Here is a 16,677-nt window from a genome sequence, read left to right as displayed (position 1 = left end):
AGGGCTCAAACTGCAGGATCAAACGCGCTTAGTTAGCCTGGCTGACCATGGTTTTTACCATCGTCCATTTGCCATCTTTCACTTCGTAGATAGTGACGGCGATTTCTTTCAGGTCGCCGTTCTGGTCGTAGGCAATATTGCTGCTGGTAGCGCCGTTGCGTTTCAAGGCAGCCAGCTTAGGCAGGTAGTCTTCCGCTTTGGAAGAGCCTGCTTCTTTCATGGCAGTGATCATGTTCCAGGCACCGTCGTAGGCGTACGGAGCGTAAACACCGGGGTCAACCTTGAAACGGACTTGATAGTCCTTGGCGAACTTTTCACCAGCGGCCATGGTAGATAGCGGCACACCAGCCAGGGACGCATAGGTACCGTTGGCGGCATTGCCAGCCAAGCGCAAGAAGGTGTCGCTGCGGGTCATTTCTCCCGAAACCAGTGGTGCCTGGATGTCCAGCGTCTGCATCTGACGCTTCATCGGGCCGGACTGCGCGTCCAGACCACCAAAGAAGATGGCATCGGGTGCCTTGGACTTGATGTTGGTCAGAATGGAGGTGAAATCGTTGGCTTTGTCCGTGGTGTATTCACGGGCGACGATCTGGCCACCGGCTTTTTCTACCGCACGGGCAACCTGGTCTGTCAGACCTTGGCCATAGGCGGTACGGTCATCGATCAGAGCCACTTTCTTGGCCGCCAGATCCTTGACAATGAACTGACCCACTGCCGCACCTTGCTGGGTGTCGCTGGTCATCATGCGGAAGGTGTTGTCGTAACCTTGCTGGGTGTACTCAGGCGAGGTTGCCATGGCGATCTGGGGGATACCCGCATCGTTGTAGACACGCGAGGCAGGAATGGTGGTACCCGAGTTGAAATGGCCCAACACGCCATCGACCTCATCATCCACAATTTGCTGAGCTACCTGAACAGCGGTACGCGGGTCAGCCTGATCATCCTTGGCCACCAGCTCGAAACGAGCGGTCTCACCATCAATCTCAATCTTCTGGGCGTTAGCCTCTTCCAGTGCCAGCACCAGACCGTTGCGCATATCTTCACCGTAGTGAGCTTGCGGGCCGGTCAGGGGAGCCGCAAAACCCAGCTTGATAACCTTGTCAGCGGCCAAGGCGGGGCTGGCCGCCAATGCACCGAAAACCGCTGTCGAAACCAAGGCCAATTTAAACGTCGTGATGGACTGCATAGTGTTCTCCTTCGTTTTTTAATATAGCCGCGCTACAAGCCGGCCCGTGCCGCGAAAATGGACGCCGGGCCGCCGCTCCAGGTGAAATGTGCGACCAAACGTATGCATAACAATGGGTACCCGCCAAGATCAACCAACCATCATCAAACTGGCATTGCCCCCAGCTGCCGCTGTATTGGTACTAACTGAGACTTCACGCAGCAAACGCTCGATCACGTACACCGCGCCCTCCTCCAATTCCTGTGTCAACAGCCCCTGAACCCCAACAATGGGGCCGCGGCGTTCAGCCACCTGGCCCAGCACGTGCCGGAGTTCATCGCTGTCACCTTCAAACAAAACAGCATCATATTCTGCCCCACCTAAATCAGACAGGGTGATTTGCTCGGCAGGGGCATCCTGCCAGTTACCCAAACCCAAACGGTCCAGCAAGATGGCCTGATTGCCGCTTTGCGCGCAGGCGTCACGCTGGGCGCGCCAGCCATGAACGCTGACGGGCATGCACAGAACACGCCCGCGTGGCTGCAGTTGATACGTATTGGATTCACCCGTCGGGCCGGGCAAAACCACGCCCTGCTCCTGCCAAGTTTGCAAGGGCAGATTCTGCGGACAACGACTCAGCAGTCGACGCAGGTACAAGGGGCCGCCCGCTTTGGGGCCCGTACCCGACAAGCCTTCGCCACCAAAAGGTTGTACGCCTACCACCGCGCCCACCATATTGCGGTTCACATAGACGTTACCGGCGTGAATGCGCGAAACGACACGCTCAACAGTTTCGTCCAGACGGGTGTGAACGCCAAAGGTCAGGCCGTAGCCACGTTCGTTGATCTGATTGATCAGGCTGTCCAGTTCGCTACGTTTGAAGCGTATGACATGCAATACGGGACCGAAAATTTCGCGTTCCAGATCCTTGACCTGCTCAATCTCGATAATGGTCGGCAAGACAAACGTTCCTGTCAGGCTACGACTTTGCTCACTTTGAGTGATGCGAAAACCTGCCTCGCGCATGGCGCTGATGTGTTCTTCGATACCGGAGCGAGCTTCTTCATCAATCACTGGACCGACATCGGTGCTGAGCAAATCTGGATTGCCCACGCTCAGCTCCTGCATGGCACCGTTCAGCATGGTTAGCACACGCTCGGCCACATCCTCCTGAATGCATAGCAATCGCAAGGCAGAACAACGCTGACCAGCCGAGTCAAAGGCCGAGTTCAAGACATCAAACACCACCTGCTCAGGCAAGGCCGAACTGTCGACCACCATAGCGTTCAAGCCGCCGGTTTCGGCAATCAGCGGCACGGCCTGGCCGTCAGCCGTCAAACGTGTGGCCAATTGACGATTCAAGCCCATGGCAACGGCGGTCGAGCCGGTAAACATAACGGCATTGACCTTTTCACTGGCCGCCAAAGGCGCACCCACAGACGGGCCATCGCCGGGCAGGAGCTGCAAGGCTCCGGGAGCAATGCCGGCTTTATGTAGCAACTCAACAGCCGCCGCCGCAATCAGGCAGGTTTGCTCAGCGGGCTTGGCCAGAACAACGTTACCCGCAGCCAACGCGGCCGATACCTGACCCAGGAAAATAGCCAAAGGGAAGTTCCAGGGACTGATGCACAGCACCACGCCCACAGGACGGTACTCATCATTATCAAAATCGCGCAAGACTTGTCCGGCGTAATAGCGCAGGAAGTCCACGGCTTCACGCACCTCAGCAATGGCATTCGCGTAGGACTTGCCGGCCTCACGCACCAGCAGGCCCATCAAGTCCTGCATATTGTCTTCCAGCAATTGGGCGGCTTGGTGCAAGGCAGCGGCACGCTCTTGTACCGGCGTAGCCTGCCAGATAGGCGCATAGTGGCTGGCGGCTTCCAGGGCCTGCTCCACATCCTGCGCCGTAGCAACCATGACCTGTCCCACCACGTCCTGGTGATTGGCCGGATTACGAACAATGGTGGCCTTGGACTCATCCCAGACCGGATTGCCCTGACCCAGGATAGGCTGAGCCTGACGTGGCAAAGCGGCGGTTTGCATCAAGGTGGCGGCCAAGGAGCCCAAGCGATGCTCGTTGCTTAAGTCCAGACCAGCCGAGTTCATGCGCTGCTCGGCATCCCAATACAATTGGCGCGGCAGTGGAATCTTGTCATGCGGACGCCCCACGGGTTGCAGGCTCAAGGCCTGAGCCACGGGGTCGGCAATCAATTGTTCCATGTTCACATCAGCATCACCAATCTGATTCACGAAGGAGGTATTGGCACCGTTTTCCAGCAAACGGCGCACCAGATAAGCCAGCAAGGTTTCGTGAGAACCGACAGGTGCATAGATACGGCAAGGACGGTTCAGTTTGCCGTCTTTGCTTGGGCCGACCACTTCGTCGTACAGGTCCTCGCCCATGCCGTGCAGACACTGGAACTCATATTGACCGGTGTAATAGTTCTGACCGGCCATCACATAAATGGCGGCCAAAGTTTGGGCATTGTGCGTCGCAAACTGCGGGTACACGGCTTCGGGAGCCTGCAAGAGCTTGCGAGCGCAAGCCAGGTAGGACACGTCGGTATGAACCTTGCGGGTATAGACGGGGTAGTCTTCCAGGCCATCGACTTGGGCACGTTTGATTTCCGAGTCCCAGTACGCGCCTTTCACCAGACGCAACATCAGGCGGTGACCGCTGCGGCGGGCCAGATCAATCAGGTAGTCAATCACAAAGGGGGCACGCTTTTGATACGCCTGCACCACAAAACCAATGCCGTTCCAGCCTGCCAAAGACGGGTCAAAGCACAGCTTGTCCAGCAAGTCCAAGGACACTTCCAGACGGTCCGCTTCTTCGGCGTCAATGTTCAGACCCACATCGTAGTGATGGGCCAGTTGCGCCAGGGACAACAAGCGCGGAAAGAGCTCGCGCATAACGCGATCACGCTGTGAGCGGCTGTAGCGCGGGTGCAGTGCAGACAGCTTGATGGAAATGCCAGGGCCTTCGTAAATCCCCCGCCCCTGGCTGGCACGACCAATCGCGTGGATAGCTTGTTCGTATGCCTGGTAGTAACGCTGCGCGTCTTCCGCTGTCGTGGCGGCCTCGCCCAACATATCGTAGGAATAACGGAAGCCCTGCTCTTCAAATTTGCGGCTATTGGCCAGTGCCGAGGCAATGGTTTGCCCGGTGACGAACTGCTCACCCATCATGCGCATGGCGACGTCCACACCCTTGCGGATCAAGGGCTCGCCGCCCTTGCCGATCAGGCGGGTCAAGGCGGAGGACAAATTCTTTTCGCTATTGACGCTCACCAAGCGCCCCGTCAGCATCAAGCCCCAGGTGGCGGCATTCACAAACAAGGAAGGAGACTCGCCCATATGTGCACGCCAGTCGCCGTGGCTGATCTTGTCACGAATCAAGGCATCGCGTGTCGCGCGGTCAGGGATACGCAGCAAAGCTTCGGCCAGACACATCAAGGCCACACCTTCCTGGCTGGACAGGGAGAACTCCTGGATCAGACCTTCTACCCCACCGCCCCGGCGCTTGGCGCGTAGCGCTTTGACCAAACGAGCGGCCAATTCCTGGGCACGCGCACTTTGGGAAAAACGCGCTGCGCTCAGCAGCAAAGGCAAACAATCGGTTTCTGGACGACGATAAGCAGCAGTAATGGCAGCACGCAACACGCTTTGCGGCTGCACATCTTGGGCGAAGCCGTAAAACGCAATAGCAGGCAGCACGACACCTTCTTCGGCGGCTTCGGAATCGCCCCCGCCAAGCAGAGCCAATTCGCCAGGCAGTACACCTCGCTCGATGCCTTCGATATAGGACAGCAAAGCCTGCTTGTGCAGCCAATGTGGAGTGCACTGCAACTGATCAGCCGCACGCCGTAAACGTTCGCGCAGCTCTATATCGACTTTGATCCCCAAGGTTGTGCTCGCCATGCTGTTTATCCCGGTTACGCTTTTTTTAACTGCGATATGCCGAAATAATACTGACGGTTAACCCAATTTCGTATTCAGGTTAACCCGTGCAAGAAAAAGTTAACCTCAGAGCTTAACTCATACAAATCATGGCCTTGCCGAACTGAGCCGGAACAGGTTTACCCTGCATTTGAGCTGCCAGCGCATCGGCCCAGCGCCGCTGCAATAGGCGATGCGCCTGCACCAGTTCTGGAACCGTAGAGGCTGGCTCGGAGTCCAGCCAGCGACATTGCTGGGTTTTCCCCTCAAACCCCACAGGGGTCAAGGCCCAGCTCAACTCCAGGGTAGCGCGTTCACCATAGACGGACTCAAAACGCTGCACCAGCACATCAATCTGCCAGCGTGGCGTTTTCGCAGCGGCGCTGGCTAACTGAGGAACACCCAGACGATCCTGCAAACCAGACACCAAGGCCAGGGACATTTCGTCGGGCAACGGCGATGCCCACTGGCTATCGTTCAGCAAATTAACCTGCCCACCCACGGCCTGCGTCAGCACGAAGGATCGACGATCCAACTGAGCGGGCATATCCATGCGTCGCAACTGAAAACCCTTCCACGCTTGCGTGAAAGGGGCCACCGCCGCAGGAGCGGCATTGGGAGTTTGCAAGGTGTAGTAAGTGGGCGCAGATGAGGCGCAAGCCGTCAGCAAAGCGGCGCACACCACGGGAATCAGAAAACGGGACATCATGGCGCAGGCTCCGGCAGCACATCAGGGGAACGGCCTCGCAAAACTGCCGAAGGCTGGCTTTGCAAGGTGTCACTTAAGTCACGCAGGGATCGCAAGGAACGTTTCAGCTCGTTCAAGGTTTGATCCACCGAGGTATTGAAGGAAGAATCCGAGTCCAGCATGGCACCCAGTTTCTGAACAGCCACATCCATGGATTTGAGCGCACCATTTAGTTGCGGCATTGTCGTCTTGTCCAATTGCCTGAGCACCTGCCCCAGCTCCGTCAGCCCGTTTTGCAGATTCTGACCAATCTGATCGAATGGAATCGCTGAAATCTTCGTGACAATGTCGCTGACCTGCTCTTGCAAGCGGTCAAAATCACCGGCAATTACGGGTACCACCAAGGGCTTGGCCCCCTCATCAAAATCGGCTTTTGGTGCTTTGTCGAAAAACTCCAGGGCAATATACTGCTGACCGGTAATCAGGCTGGCAGGACGCAACTGAGCACGCAACCCACGTTCAACCATTGGTTTAAACAAAGCACTTATCGAGTCTTTTTCCCCTGGTTGGGTTTCTACAACCCGCTCGTACAGGTGACCGAAGCGTTGTGGGTAGATACGGGCTTTTACCAAAGCGAAAAAGCGTTTGCGCTCAAAGTCAAATTCCAGATCCACATCATAGACCTGGCCTAGCTCCAGGCCTCGGAACTCCACCTTGGAGCCCGGTATCAAACCGCGTACGGACTGATGGAAGTGAAAACGCAGCTCAACCGCAGGGCCATCGGGCTCGGCCATGGCGCGATCTTGTGTCGGAAATAGCTCGTATTGGGCATCTGCCGCTGCCACTTCCGTGGGCTCGCCTTCCATCTGATCAAAAGCCAGGCCACCTGCCAAGGCAGAAACCAAAGAGTGCGTACGCACATTAAAGCCCGTGGAATCCAGGGACATGTTCACACCACTGACGTTCCAAAAGCGCGAACCTTGAGTCACAAACTTATCGTTGGGCGCATCCACAAACACCTGTACACGAACCCCATCCCCTGCCTCGTTCAGCTCGAAGCTGCTGACCTGCCCGACCTGAATCCCTTTGTAGTACAGGGGAGAGCCCAGATCCAGCGAACCCAGTTCAGGCGCGGTCAACACATAGCGTTTGCCAGCACGACCACTGGTCACTTCGGGCGGGCTCTCCAGGCCGACAAAGTCCAGTTGATCTGTCTTTTTGTTCACCTCAAGGGGAGCATCTACGCCGATATATACACCTGACAACAAGGTGCCCAGTCCTGATACCCCGCTTAAGCCCAAACGCGGACGTACCACCCAAAAATGGGTGCCTTCTTGAGTGATAAACGCCGAGCCGTCGCGTTCCAACTGAGCCGTCACGATCACGCCTTTGCGATCCGGACTGACCTGAATATCGGAAATCGTCCCCACATCCACATCGCGATACCGCAGCTTGGTTTGGTCTACCGCCAAACCATCGGCTGAATCAAAGCTGATCGTAATCCGCGGCCCCGTCAACATCCAGTTTCGCAACACCAACGACGCCCCCACCAAGGCAGCCGCCATCGGCAAAATCCAGATCCAGGAGAATCGAGAACGCTTGGAGGGAATCACATTCGGTTGCGCCGGCTCGGTCTGACCGCCCGGGCGCTGTGTGGTTGATTCTTGCACCTTATTTCCTTCAGGAAGTCGCCTTTGGCACAGGCGAGGACAGCTTTTGTTGCGGGTCTAGAGCTTCGTCGTGGGCCCCCTGGTCCCAGCCCTGACGCGGGTCGTAACTAAGCGCAGCCAACATGGTCAAGACCACCACCATGCCAAAGCTCAAGGCCCCTGCCCCAGGAATGATTTGTGACAGCCCAGGGAAATTGGCCAATGCAGCCATCAGGACCACCACGAACACATCCAACATGGACCATTGCCCAATCAGCTCGACCATATCGTAAATACGGTTGCGCTGGCGCTGCACCTCATTACCCCGCCAGCGCCGCCCAATCAACAAAACGACCAAAGCCAAGAGCTTGGTGATCGGCACGACAATACTGGCAATAAAGACAATCAGGGCCAAGTCCCAGGAGCCCAACTCCCAAAGCTGAATGACCCCACCCAAAATAGTATGGGCACTGGTGCCCATAATGCTGCGCAGCTCCATCACCGGCAGGACATTGGCAGGAATATAAAAAACACAAGCCGTCAACACCAGTGCGGCAACTCGTGTACGGCTATTCGGTTTGCGTTTATGAACAGGGGCTGCACAGCGATCACAACGTGTGTTCTGGCTGGATTGGACAAATCCGCAATGGGTGCAGGCGCTCCAGGCCGGACACACATTCAAGACTTGGCGGGTCGCAATCGGAACCAACTCACGATCCTCCGCCCAGCGCCAAAGGCGACCTGCCGTAATACGGCTCAAGCCGGTTAACAGGAACGTCAGCACAAAAAATGCATACAAACCTGGCGCCACCGTCAAATGCCCGATGCCAGCAAACTTCACAATCGCCACGATCAAACCCAAGAACAACACAGCCGTCATGGACCAGTGCTCCAGATGGCTCAGAGCGCGCAGGCCAATACCGAAATCACCCGGCAAGGGTTTTGCTCGGGCAATCAGCCCCAAAGCCCAGAACTGGAAGATCAGTTGGAACAAGGGTAGCCAAAAACCCACCAACCCCGCCATCACGGACAAGCCCCAATACCCCTGCTGCCAGATCAACAGCAAGGCTTTAGGAAAGGTGGGCGATACCGTTTTACCCGCCATGCTCAGATGGACGACGGGAAACAGATTGGCAATCAGAAAAAGAATGAAAACCGCCAGAACCAGGGCTTGCCATTCACGTGGCGAAAATCGGCTGTGGCGGTAAAGTTCGGTATCACAACGTATACAACGAGCGAGCCCCGCCTCTTGAAGGGGGACTCGCTCGTGTACGGTGTCACAATGCGTACAGACGATTAAGGGGCGCGATGCCCTCACGGCTTAATCGACTAATTCCGGCTCAGGACGCGAGGAGGTCTTGCTGTCAGGTTCGTCTGGCCCTGAAGAAGGATACTCCAGCACCACCTCGCCATTCTCGTCCAGATCAACCTCAACCTGGCCACCATCGACCAGACGACCAAACAACAGCTCGTCGGCCAGCGCCCGGCGAATGGTGTCCTGGATCAGCCTGTGCATGGGGCGAGCACCCATCGCTGGATCGAAGCCCTTGGCCGCCAGGTGTTCACGCAAGGCGTCCGAGAAGGACACTTCGACGCGTTTCTCGTGCAACTGGTTTTCCAACTGCATCAGGAACTTGTCCACCACACGCAGAATAATGTCGCGCGACAACGGCTTGAAGCCAATAATCGCATCCAGACGATTGCGGAACTCCGGAGAGAAATGACGCTTGATATCCTGCATTTCATCGCCGGAACGCTGGGCCTGGGTAAAGCCGATGCTGGTCTTGTTCAGTGCTTCGGCACCGGCGTTGGTGGTCATGATCAGGATGACGTTACGGAAGTCCGTCTTGCGGCCATTGTTATCTGTCAAGGTGCCGTGATCCATCACTTGGAGCAGGATGTTATAGACGTCCGGGTGCGCTTTCTCGATCTCGTCCAACAAGAGTACGCAGTGCGGCTGTTTGGTAACCGCTTCGGTCAACAAGCCCCCCTGGTCGAAACCCACATAGCCGGGAGGTGCACCGATCAGGCGCGATACGGTGTGACGCTCCATGTACTCGGACATATCAAAGCGCAGCAGCTCGACACCCAACACAAAGGCCAACTGACGTGCCACTTCGGTTTTGCCCACACCAGTCGGGCCGGAGAACAGGAAAGAACCTATCGGCTTATCGGGCAGCCCCAGGCCCGAACGGGCCATCTTGATCGCCGCTGCCAAGGCATCAATGGCCATATCCTGACCAAACACGACCGATTTCAAGTCGCGCGCCAAGGTTGCCAACTTATTGCGATCGTCGCTAGAGACGGTCTGGGGCGGAATGCGCGCAATACGCGAAACCGTGGCCTGGATATCAGCCTTGCCAATGACCTTTTTCTGCTTGGAGCGTGGCAGCAGGCGCTGCGCCGCACCGGCCTCGTCGATCACGTCAATGGCCTTATCCGGCAAAAAGCGGTCATTGATGTAGCGCGCGGACAATTCCGCTGCCGCTGTAAGCGCAGCCGCCGAATAACGCACGCCGTGGTGCTCTTCAAAACTGGACTTCAAACCACGCAAAATCTGAATGGTCTGCTCTACCGTGGGCTCGACCACATCAATTTTCTGGAAACGACGTGACAAAGCATGGTCTTTCTCGAAAATCCCCCGGTATTCCGAGTAAGTGGTTGCCCCCAGACATTTGAGCTGACCCGAGGACAGCGCGGGCTTGAGCAAATTGGAGGCATCCAGCGTACCGCCCGAAGCCGAACCGGCTCCGATCAGCGTGTGGATTTCGTCAATAAACAAAATGGACTGTGCTGTTTCCTTGAGCTGCTTGAGCACCGCTTTCAGGCGCTGTTCAAAGTCGCCCCGGTACTTGGTACCGGCCAGCAAGGCCCCCATGTCCAAGGCATACACGCGCGCTTCGCTCAGAATTTCCGGCACATCACCACGTTGAATACGCAGGGCCAGACCTTCGGCGATTGCCGTCTTGCCCACGCCTGCCTCACCCACCAGCAAGGGGTTGTTCTTGCGACGGCGGCACAGAACCTGGATGACGCGCTCCACCTCCTTCTCACGACCAATCAGCGGGTCGATACGCCCCTGGCTGGCTTCGGTATTCAGGTCAGTCGCGTACAGATCCAGGGGAGACTTCTGAGCGTCCGAACGGGTATCCGTTTCCGCAGCAGCAGCGGCCTTAGGAGGCTCGGGAGCAGCAGGCTCCGGATTGGCCTTGGTAATACCGTGCGAGAGAAAATTGACGACATCCAGGCGCGAGACGCCTTGTTGCTGCAGGTAATACACGGCATGCGAGTCTTTTTCACCGTACATCGCCACCAGCACATTCGCGCCGGACACCACATTTTTACCGGAGTTACTGGACGATACGTGCATGATGGCACGCTGTATCACACGCTGAAAGCCCAGCGTAGGTTGGGTATCGACCTCGCCTTCGCCAGGGAAAGTGGGCGTATTTTCATTAATGAATTTACGCAGATTCTGGCGCAGTGCATCAATATCGGCAGCACATGCTTTCAACACTTCCAGCGTGGAGGCGTTATCAAGCAGGGACAACAGCAGATGCTCTACCGTGATGAATTCATGGCGCGCGGCACGAGCCTCGACAAAGGCCATGTGTAGACTGACTTCAAGTTCTTCGGAGATCATGCTTCCTCCTACACGGCAAGAGTAAAACTAGGGGTTAAAGCTATTCTATGACTAATTTGCCTGATCTGAACAATACGGTAAACCACTAAATGGTCAAGCATCAGGCACCGGCTCCATCACGCACTGCAAAGGATGCTGTCGCGACTGCGCCAGTTGTCGCACAATTTCCACCTTGGTGGCCGCAATATCGCGCGGATACACACCACAGACCGCCCTGCCCTCGTAATGTACTTTAAGCATAAGCTGTTCGGCCTGCTCCGGGGTCTTGGCAAATACCCGCTCCAGTATATTCACCACAAACTCCATGGGTGTGTAGTCATCGTTGAGCAAGATGACCTGATACATGGGAGGGGGGGCAAGCCGCGCAGTTTGGCGCTCTACCGTTGTGGCGCCTTGCTTATCGATCTCAATGGCCATAATACAGAACTAGGTGCTTTCCATAGGTTGACTGGGGGGAACAAAATTCAGCATCATCCGACTGATCGTGTCAACTTCGCAATAAAAAGTGAAGTGCCGTGATCACAGGCCCAGGGAGGGGCCGAAAAAAGTATCAACCATACACTAAGTTGAGAGGCAGCAAGCATGTCGGAAACTACCACCACCGCAGGCACTGGAGACAATCAAAAACTATCCGGGACCGTTAAGTGGTTCAATGACGCCAAAGGCTTTGGGTTTATTACACCCGATAACGGCGGCGAAGATCTCTTCGCTCATTTTTCATCCATTCAGATGAACGGGTTCAAGACCTTGAAAGAAGGCCAGAAAGTTCTGTATGAAGTCGCCCAAGGCCCTAAAGGCAAGCAGGCACTTAATATTACTTCGCCTTAAGATCTCTTGCGCTCTCGATTCTAACAAAAGCAGGTTTGCAACACACATGCAGTATCGCACTACAACTACGGGGCCTGCGCGCCCTGTTTTTTTTGCCTGTCTCCTGGCAGCGCTTTGTATTAGCGCCCCGGCCCAGGCTGATGAGACTCTTCCCACCCTGACACTGACCCTGGGTTCCAAAAAAATCCAGGCTGAAGTGGCCGATCGCGACGAGACTCGTGCTCAAGGCTTGATGCATCGAGAAAGCCTGGCCCCCGATCACGGCATGTTATTCGTATTCGAGCAAACCGGAATGCCTTGCTTCTGGATGAAGAATACGCCCCTGCCGCTGGATATCGCCTTTATTACCGATGAAGGCACGATTACCAATATCGAGGCCATGCAGCCCTTTGATCTTCAATCCCACTGCCCGGTGCGGCCTGTGCGCTACGCCCTGGAAATGGAACAAGGCTGGTTCAAGCAAGCAGACAAAAAGGCCGGCGAGACAATCACCGGCCTGCCTGCCCTGCAACCTTAGTTAGACGCGCTCGAGAATCAAGGCCACGCCCTGGCCGACACCAATACACATGGTGCACAGGGCGTAGCGTCCGCCTGTGCGATGCAATTGGTTAATAGCCGCAATCGCCAGACGCGCACCACTGGCACCCAGAGGGTGACCCAGCGCAATCGCGCCCCCGTTCGGGTTCACGCGCGGGTCGTTATCAGCCAGACCCAGCATGCGAGTCACCGCCAGACCTTGGGCGGCGAAGGCTTCGTTCAGCTCGATCACATCCATTTGATCCAGAGTCAGACCGGCCAAGGCCAGGACTTTCTGGCTGGCAGGTGCCGGGCCAATACCCATGATGCGCGGTTCCACACCAGCAAAGGCCATGGCCACCACACGAGCGCGCGGAGTCAGGCCCTGGGCTTCCACGGTTGCCTTGTTGGCGACCAGCAGCGCGCAAGCACCATCATTCACGCCCGAGGCATTACCGGCCGTCACGGTGCCATCAGCACGCACGACAGGTTTCAAACGAGTCAGGGACTCCAGCGTCGTGGCACGTGGGTGTTCGTCCTTGTCCACCACAATGGGATCACCCTTGCGCTGGGGAATGATCACAGGGGTGATTTCTTCAGCCAGAATGCCGGCTTCCTGGGCAGCGGCAGCGCGCAGTTGGCTGTTCAAAGCAAACACGTCCTGGTCCTCACGGGACACATTGAACTGCTGAGCCACGTTTTCAGCCGTTTCGGGCATGGAGTCCACACCGTACTGCTCTTTCATGGCTTTGTTGATGAAACGCCAGCCAATCGTGGTGTCGTAAATACCCGCACTGCGGGAGAACGCCGTTTCGGCCTTGCCCATGACAAAGGGAGCGCGACTCATGCTTTCCACACCGCCAGCCAGGATGAAAGAGGCATCACCGGCACGAATGGCTCGTGCAGCCGACCCAATGGCGTCCAGACCCGAACCACACAGACGGTTCAAGGTCACGCCAGGCACATCCACGGGCAAACCAGCCAACAAGGCCGACATGCGTGCCACGTTGCGGTTGTCTTCACCGGCCTGGTTGGCGCAGCCGTACATCACATCATCCAGCTTGCTCCAATCAATTTGGGGATTGCGCTTGATCAGCGCAGCAATGGGCACCGCCCCGAGGTCATCTGCCCTTACAGCGGACAGTGAACCGCCATAACGTCCGAAAGGCGTACGAACCGCATCACAAATAAAGGCGTCCTGACTCATGAAAATCACCCTGAAAACTTGAATAAAATCACGCAAGCACGCTATGAAACGCGCTCGAAATCAATGGTTTTGATAGTAGCGCCAGAGCACACATGGTATTTTCCCCACCCGCACACTTGTCCGCTGAGCGGTCAATTCAACGCAAGCCCCCCAACAGCCAGTTCAAAGCAAAAACTCAAAAACCGCAAATATGCATAGAGACGGAACAGAAAAAATCAGTCAAAATTTCGTCCCTCCCGAATCTGGACTCTGCCTGCCCAACCCCTGGCATGGCCTGCTCATGGCATACTCTTGACGTTGACATCCTCTACAGGCTCATCATCATGCAAGGCAATCCCGAAGTCCTCGACTATCTGAATCAGTTGCTGCGCGGCGAACTCGCAGCGCGCGACCAGTACTTTATCCATTCCCGTTTTTACGAGCATCTGGGTTTCACGCAGCTTTACGAACGCATGAACCACGAAATGGAAGAAGAAACCCAGCACGCTGACGCCCTGATCCGCCGCATCCTGATGCTCGACGGCATTCCCGATATGCGCCCCACTGCGTTTGAGCCCGGCAAGGACGTGGTCAGTATGTTGCGCAAGGACCTGGAACTGGAATACGAAGTTCGCGCCGCGCTGCAAAAAGGCATGGCACTGGCTGAGTCCGCCAGCGATTTTGTCACCCGAGACATCATTCTGGCCCAGTTGCGTGACACAGAAGAAGACCACACCTACTGGCTGGAAAAACAATTGAGCCTGATCGAAAAAGTGGGTCTGGAAAACTACCAGCAATCCCAGATGTAACGCTTTCAACAACAAGGCATGGCGGCCCATGCCTTATGCCTTGTTTGCATTGAAGCCATAAAAAAACCGCCAGCATTGCGCATGGCGGTTTCTTATTGCCGTGCAGCACAACACAGAGTGCTGCCCAAGACTGGGAAAATTAACCCAGGTTCTTGGCGGCAAAATCCCAGTTCACCAGGTTCCAGAAAATTTCCAGGTACTTGGGACGGGCATTGCGGTAATCGATGTAGTAGGCGTGTTCCCACACATCACAGGTGATCAGGGCAACGTCATCGGAAGTCAGGGTCGTGCCAGCGTTGCTGGTGTTGACGATATCCAGAGAACCGTCGGCCTTTTTGACCAACCAGGTCCAGCCCGAACCGAAGTTGCCAACGGCAGACTTGGTGAAGGCTTCTTTGAAGGCGTCAAAGCTGCCCCATTTGGCGTTGATGGCATCAGCCACTTTGCCAGTAGGAGCGCCGCCGCCGTTAGGGGACAGGCTGTTCCAGTAGAAAGTGTGGTTCCAAACCTGGGCAGCGTTGTTGAACACGCCACCGGAGGATTTCTTGACCACATCTTCCAGGGAAGCGTTTTCAAATTCGGTGCCAGCAACCAGGTTGTTCAGGTTGGTGACGTAAGCCTGATGATGCTTACCGTAGTGAAACTCCAACGTCTCTTTGGAGATATGTGGCTCAAGAGCGTTGAGTTCGTATGGAAGAGCTGGAAGAGTGAATGCCATTTCAATTCCTTCTAAAAAAAACCGGGTTTGGTATCCAACAAGGACGACGCAGCCTAAAGTAGATCGTGCGTGCGCACCACATCCACCGTCACATGACCGCGACTCAACTCGACATCGAGTCGTTCACCAATCTTTAAGTCTAACGCATTTTTTACAACTTTCCCCTCGCTATCCCTGACTATGGCATATCCACGATTGATGATAAGACGTGGAGACAAGGCTTGCAGTGTTTGCTGGGCCGCAGCCAGGCGTTGACGGCGCAAAACCAGCGCATGATCCAGACCTTTTTCCAACTGCTGGAAAAGCATATTCAGATTTTGCTGTCTTGACGTCAGTTGCGGAATGCTGCGCTCCAAACGCGCCTTCAAGGTGACCAGGCGCAAAGCAGCGGTATCGGGAACGCTGCGGGCCACGCGTTGCAGCCTTTGGCTCAGATGATCCAGGCGTTGCTGCTGCTGGGCAAGACGTTGATGCGGAGAAACCAGTTTGGCCACCGCCCGATCCAGGCGCAAGGAAGCACGGTCCAGGTGACGTTGCACGCCGTGGCTCAACGCCCCCATGCGTGCAAACACCTGCTCCAGCAACTGATCACGCCCCAGACAAGCCAATTCGGCTGCTGCGGTGGGGGTGGGTGCGCGCAAATCGGCCACGAAATCAGCAATGGTGAAGTCCGTCTCGTGCCCCACCCCACTAATAATAGGGATAGGGCTGGAGGCAATCAGGCGTGCCAGACCCTCATCGTTAAACGCCCAAAGGTCCTCCAGACTGCCGCCCCCACGCACCAGCAAGAGGGTGTCGACCTCGGCGCGCTCAACCGCCGTTTCCAGAGCCTGGCGCAATCGCGGCGGCGCTTCGGCACCTTGAACCGGGGCAGGGTAAATAATGATGCGCACATGCGGGGCTCGGCGCTCCAGGGCAGTCAGCACATCTCGCAAGGCCGCCGCCGCCAAGGAGGTGATAATACCTATGCTGCGCGGCAAACTGACGATGGGACGTTTGCGTTCCGGCTCGAACAGCCCTTCGCTTTGCAGTTGGCTTTTCAGTCGCAAAAACGCCTCATGCAAATCCCCCAGGCCCGCGCGGCGCATGCCCTCGACCTGAACCTGAAAGTCCCCACGGGCCTCGTACAAAGTCACCGAACAGCGAAACTCGAAACGCTCGCCCGCACGCGGCACAAAGCCCACGGCTTGAGCACGCCCCCGGAACATCACGGCACGAACAGCCGCCTTGTCGTCCTTGATGGAGAAGTACCAATGCCCGGACGCAGCCTGGGTAAAGTTGGATACTTCGCCACTGACCCAAACCACCGGCATGTGCTCGTCCAGCAATTGGCTGACACGGCGGTTCAACTGTGCCACGGTCCATACCGCAGGTGCTCTAGATTCTTGATAATGCATCATATTCTTTGTTTTTGACTCGCCACGAGCTAGTTTTCCACCGCTCCGTATCCACAACTGTCATGGTTTTGTCAAATAGACGCCAAGACAATGGTTTCCACTCAATACCTGATAGAACACATCACATAATCATACT

At 56.2% G+C, this 16,677-nt stretch carries 13 protein-coding genes; 3 read left to right on the top strand and 10 right to left on the bottom strand.

Going from position 1 to position 16,677, the window contains the following annotated elements; all coding sequences use genetic code 11:
• Window positions 1-28: 28 nt before the first annotated feature.
• The 7 genes from ACDI13_RS15705 to clpS all read right to left on the bottom strand — a co-directional run bounded on the left by ACDI13_RS15705 (window position 29) and on the right by clpS (window position 11,504).
• Window positions 29-1,186: a branched-chain amino acid ABC transporter substrate-binding protein gene (locus ACDI13_RS15705; RefSeq protein WP_316989255.1), complete on the bottom strand. Its 1,158-nt coding sequence runs from the start codon at window positions 1,184-1,186 to the stop codon at window positions 29-31.
• A gap of 129 nt (window positions 1,187-1,315) precedes the next feature.
• A complete protein-coding gene (gene putA / locus ACDI13_RS15700; protein WP_316989256.1) occupies window positions 1,316-5,089 on the bottom strand; it encodes a trifunctional transcriptional regulator/proline dehydrogenase/L-glutamate gamma-semialdehyde dehydrogenase in 3,774 nt (1,257 codons plus the stop codon).
• Window positions 5,090-5,201: 112 nt separating this feature from the next.
• Window positions 5,202-5,816 carry a PqiC family protein gene (locus ACDI13_RS15695; protein WP_316989257.1) on the bottom strand — a complete coding sequence of 205 codons (615 nt, stop codon included), beginning with the start codon at window positions 5,814-5,816 and terminating at the stop codon, window positions 5,202-5,204.
• Window positions 5,813-7,465, bottom strand: a complete 1,653-nt coding sequence (locus ACDI13_RS15690; protein ID WP_316989258.1) for an MlaD family protein — start codon at window positions 7,463-7,465, stop codon at window positions 5,813-5,815. Before ACDI13_RS15690 ends, ACDI13_RS15695 begins: the two co-directional genes overlap by 4 nt.
• Window positions 7,466-7,475: 10 nt before the next feature.
• Window positions 7,476-8,762, bottom strand: coding sequence for a paraquat-inducible protein A (locus ACDI13_RS15685; protein WP_316989259.1), 1,287 nt, complete (start codon window positions 8,760-8,762; stop codon window positions 7,476-7,478).
• Between the two features lie 3 nt (window positions 8,763-8,765).
• Window positions 8,766-11,087, bottom strand: coding sequence for an ATP-dependent Clp protease ATP-binding subunit ClpA (gene clpA / locus ACDI13_RS15680; protein ID WP_316989260.1), 2,322 nt, complete (start codon window positions 11,085-11,087; stop codon window positions 8,766-8,768).
• A gap of 93 nt (window positions 11,088-11,180) precedes the next feature.
• Window positions 11,181-11,504: an ATP-dependent Clp protease adapter ClpS gene (gene clpS, locus ACDI13_RS15675; RefSeq protein WP_316989261.1), complete on the bottom strand. Its 324-nt coding sequence runs from the start codon at window positions 11,502-11,504 to the stop codon at window positions 11,181-11,183.
• A 165-nt stretch (window positions 11,505-11,669) separates the two neighbouring features.
• Between clpS and ACDI13_RS15670 the strand changes: the two genes are divergently transcribed.
• Together ACDI13_RS15670 and ACDI13_RS15665 are read left to right on the top strand one after the other, a co-directional pair.
• A complete protein-coding gene (locus ACDI13_RS15670; RefSeq protein WP_003801483.1) occupies window positions 11,670-11,915 on the top strand; it encodes a cold-shock protein in 246 nt (81 codons plus the stop codon).
• Window positions 11,916-11,961: 46 nt separating this feature from the next.
• On the top strand, window positions 11,962-12,432 hold the full coding sequence (locus ACDI13_RS15665) for a DUF192 domain-containing protein (protein WP_316989262.1): 471 nt from the start codon (window positions 11,962-11,964) through the stop codon (window positions 12,430-12,432).
• Here the strand turns inward: ACDI13_RS15665 and pcaF are convergent, their stop codons facing one another.
• Window positions 12,433-13,638, bottom strand: coding sequence for a 3-oxoadipyl-CoA thiolase (gene pcaF, locus ACDI13_RS15660; protein WP_316989263.1), 1,206 nt, complete (start codon window positions 13,636-13,638; stop codon window positions 12,433-12,435).
• 323 nt (window positions 13,639-13,961) lie between these two features.
• On the opposite strand from pcaF, the gene bfr reads away from it, so the two are divergent.
• Window positions 13,962-14,426, top strand: a complete 465-nt coding sequence (bfr, locus tag ACDI13_RS15655) for a bacterioferritin (RefSeq protein ID WP_316989264.1) — start codon at window positions 13,962-13,964, stop codon at window positions 14,424-14,426.
• Window positions 14,427-14,565: 139 nt separating this feature from the next.
• On the opposite strand, the gene sodB is transcribed toward bfr, so the two are convergent.
• Together sodB and xseA are read right to left on the bottom strand one after the other, a co-directional pair.
• The gene (sodB, locus tag ACDI13_RS15650) at window positions 14,566-15,144 is read right to left on the bottom strand and encodes a superoxide dismutase [Fe] (RefSeq protein ID WP_009455685.1); all 579 of its coding nucleotides are present in this window, start codon (window positions 15,142-15,144) and stop codon (window positions 14,566-14,568) included.
• Window positions 15,145-15,197: 53 nt separating this feature from the next.
• Window positions 15,198-16,544: an exodeoxyribonuclease VII large subunit gene (xseA, locus tag ACDI13_RS15645; protein ID WP_316989265.1), complete on the bottom strand. Its 1,347-nt coding sequence runs from the start codon at window positions 16,542-16,544 to the stop codon at window positions 15,198-15,200.
• Window positions 16,545-16,677: the final 133 nt, after the last annotated feature.

It is taken from the genome of Alcaligenes faecalis (genome assembly GCF_041521385.1).
GTDB lineage: Bacteria > Pseudomonadota > Gammaproteobacteria > Burkholderiales > Burkholderiaceae_B > Alcaligenes > Alcaligenes faecalis_E.
Note: the sequence above shows the minus strand (reverse complement) of the source record. Positions and strands in the feature narration are given on the sequence as shown.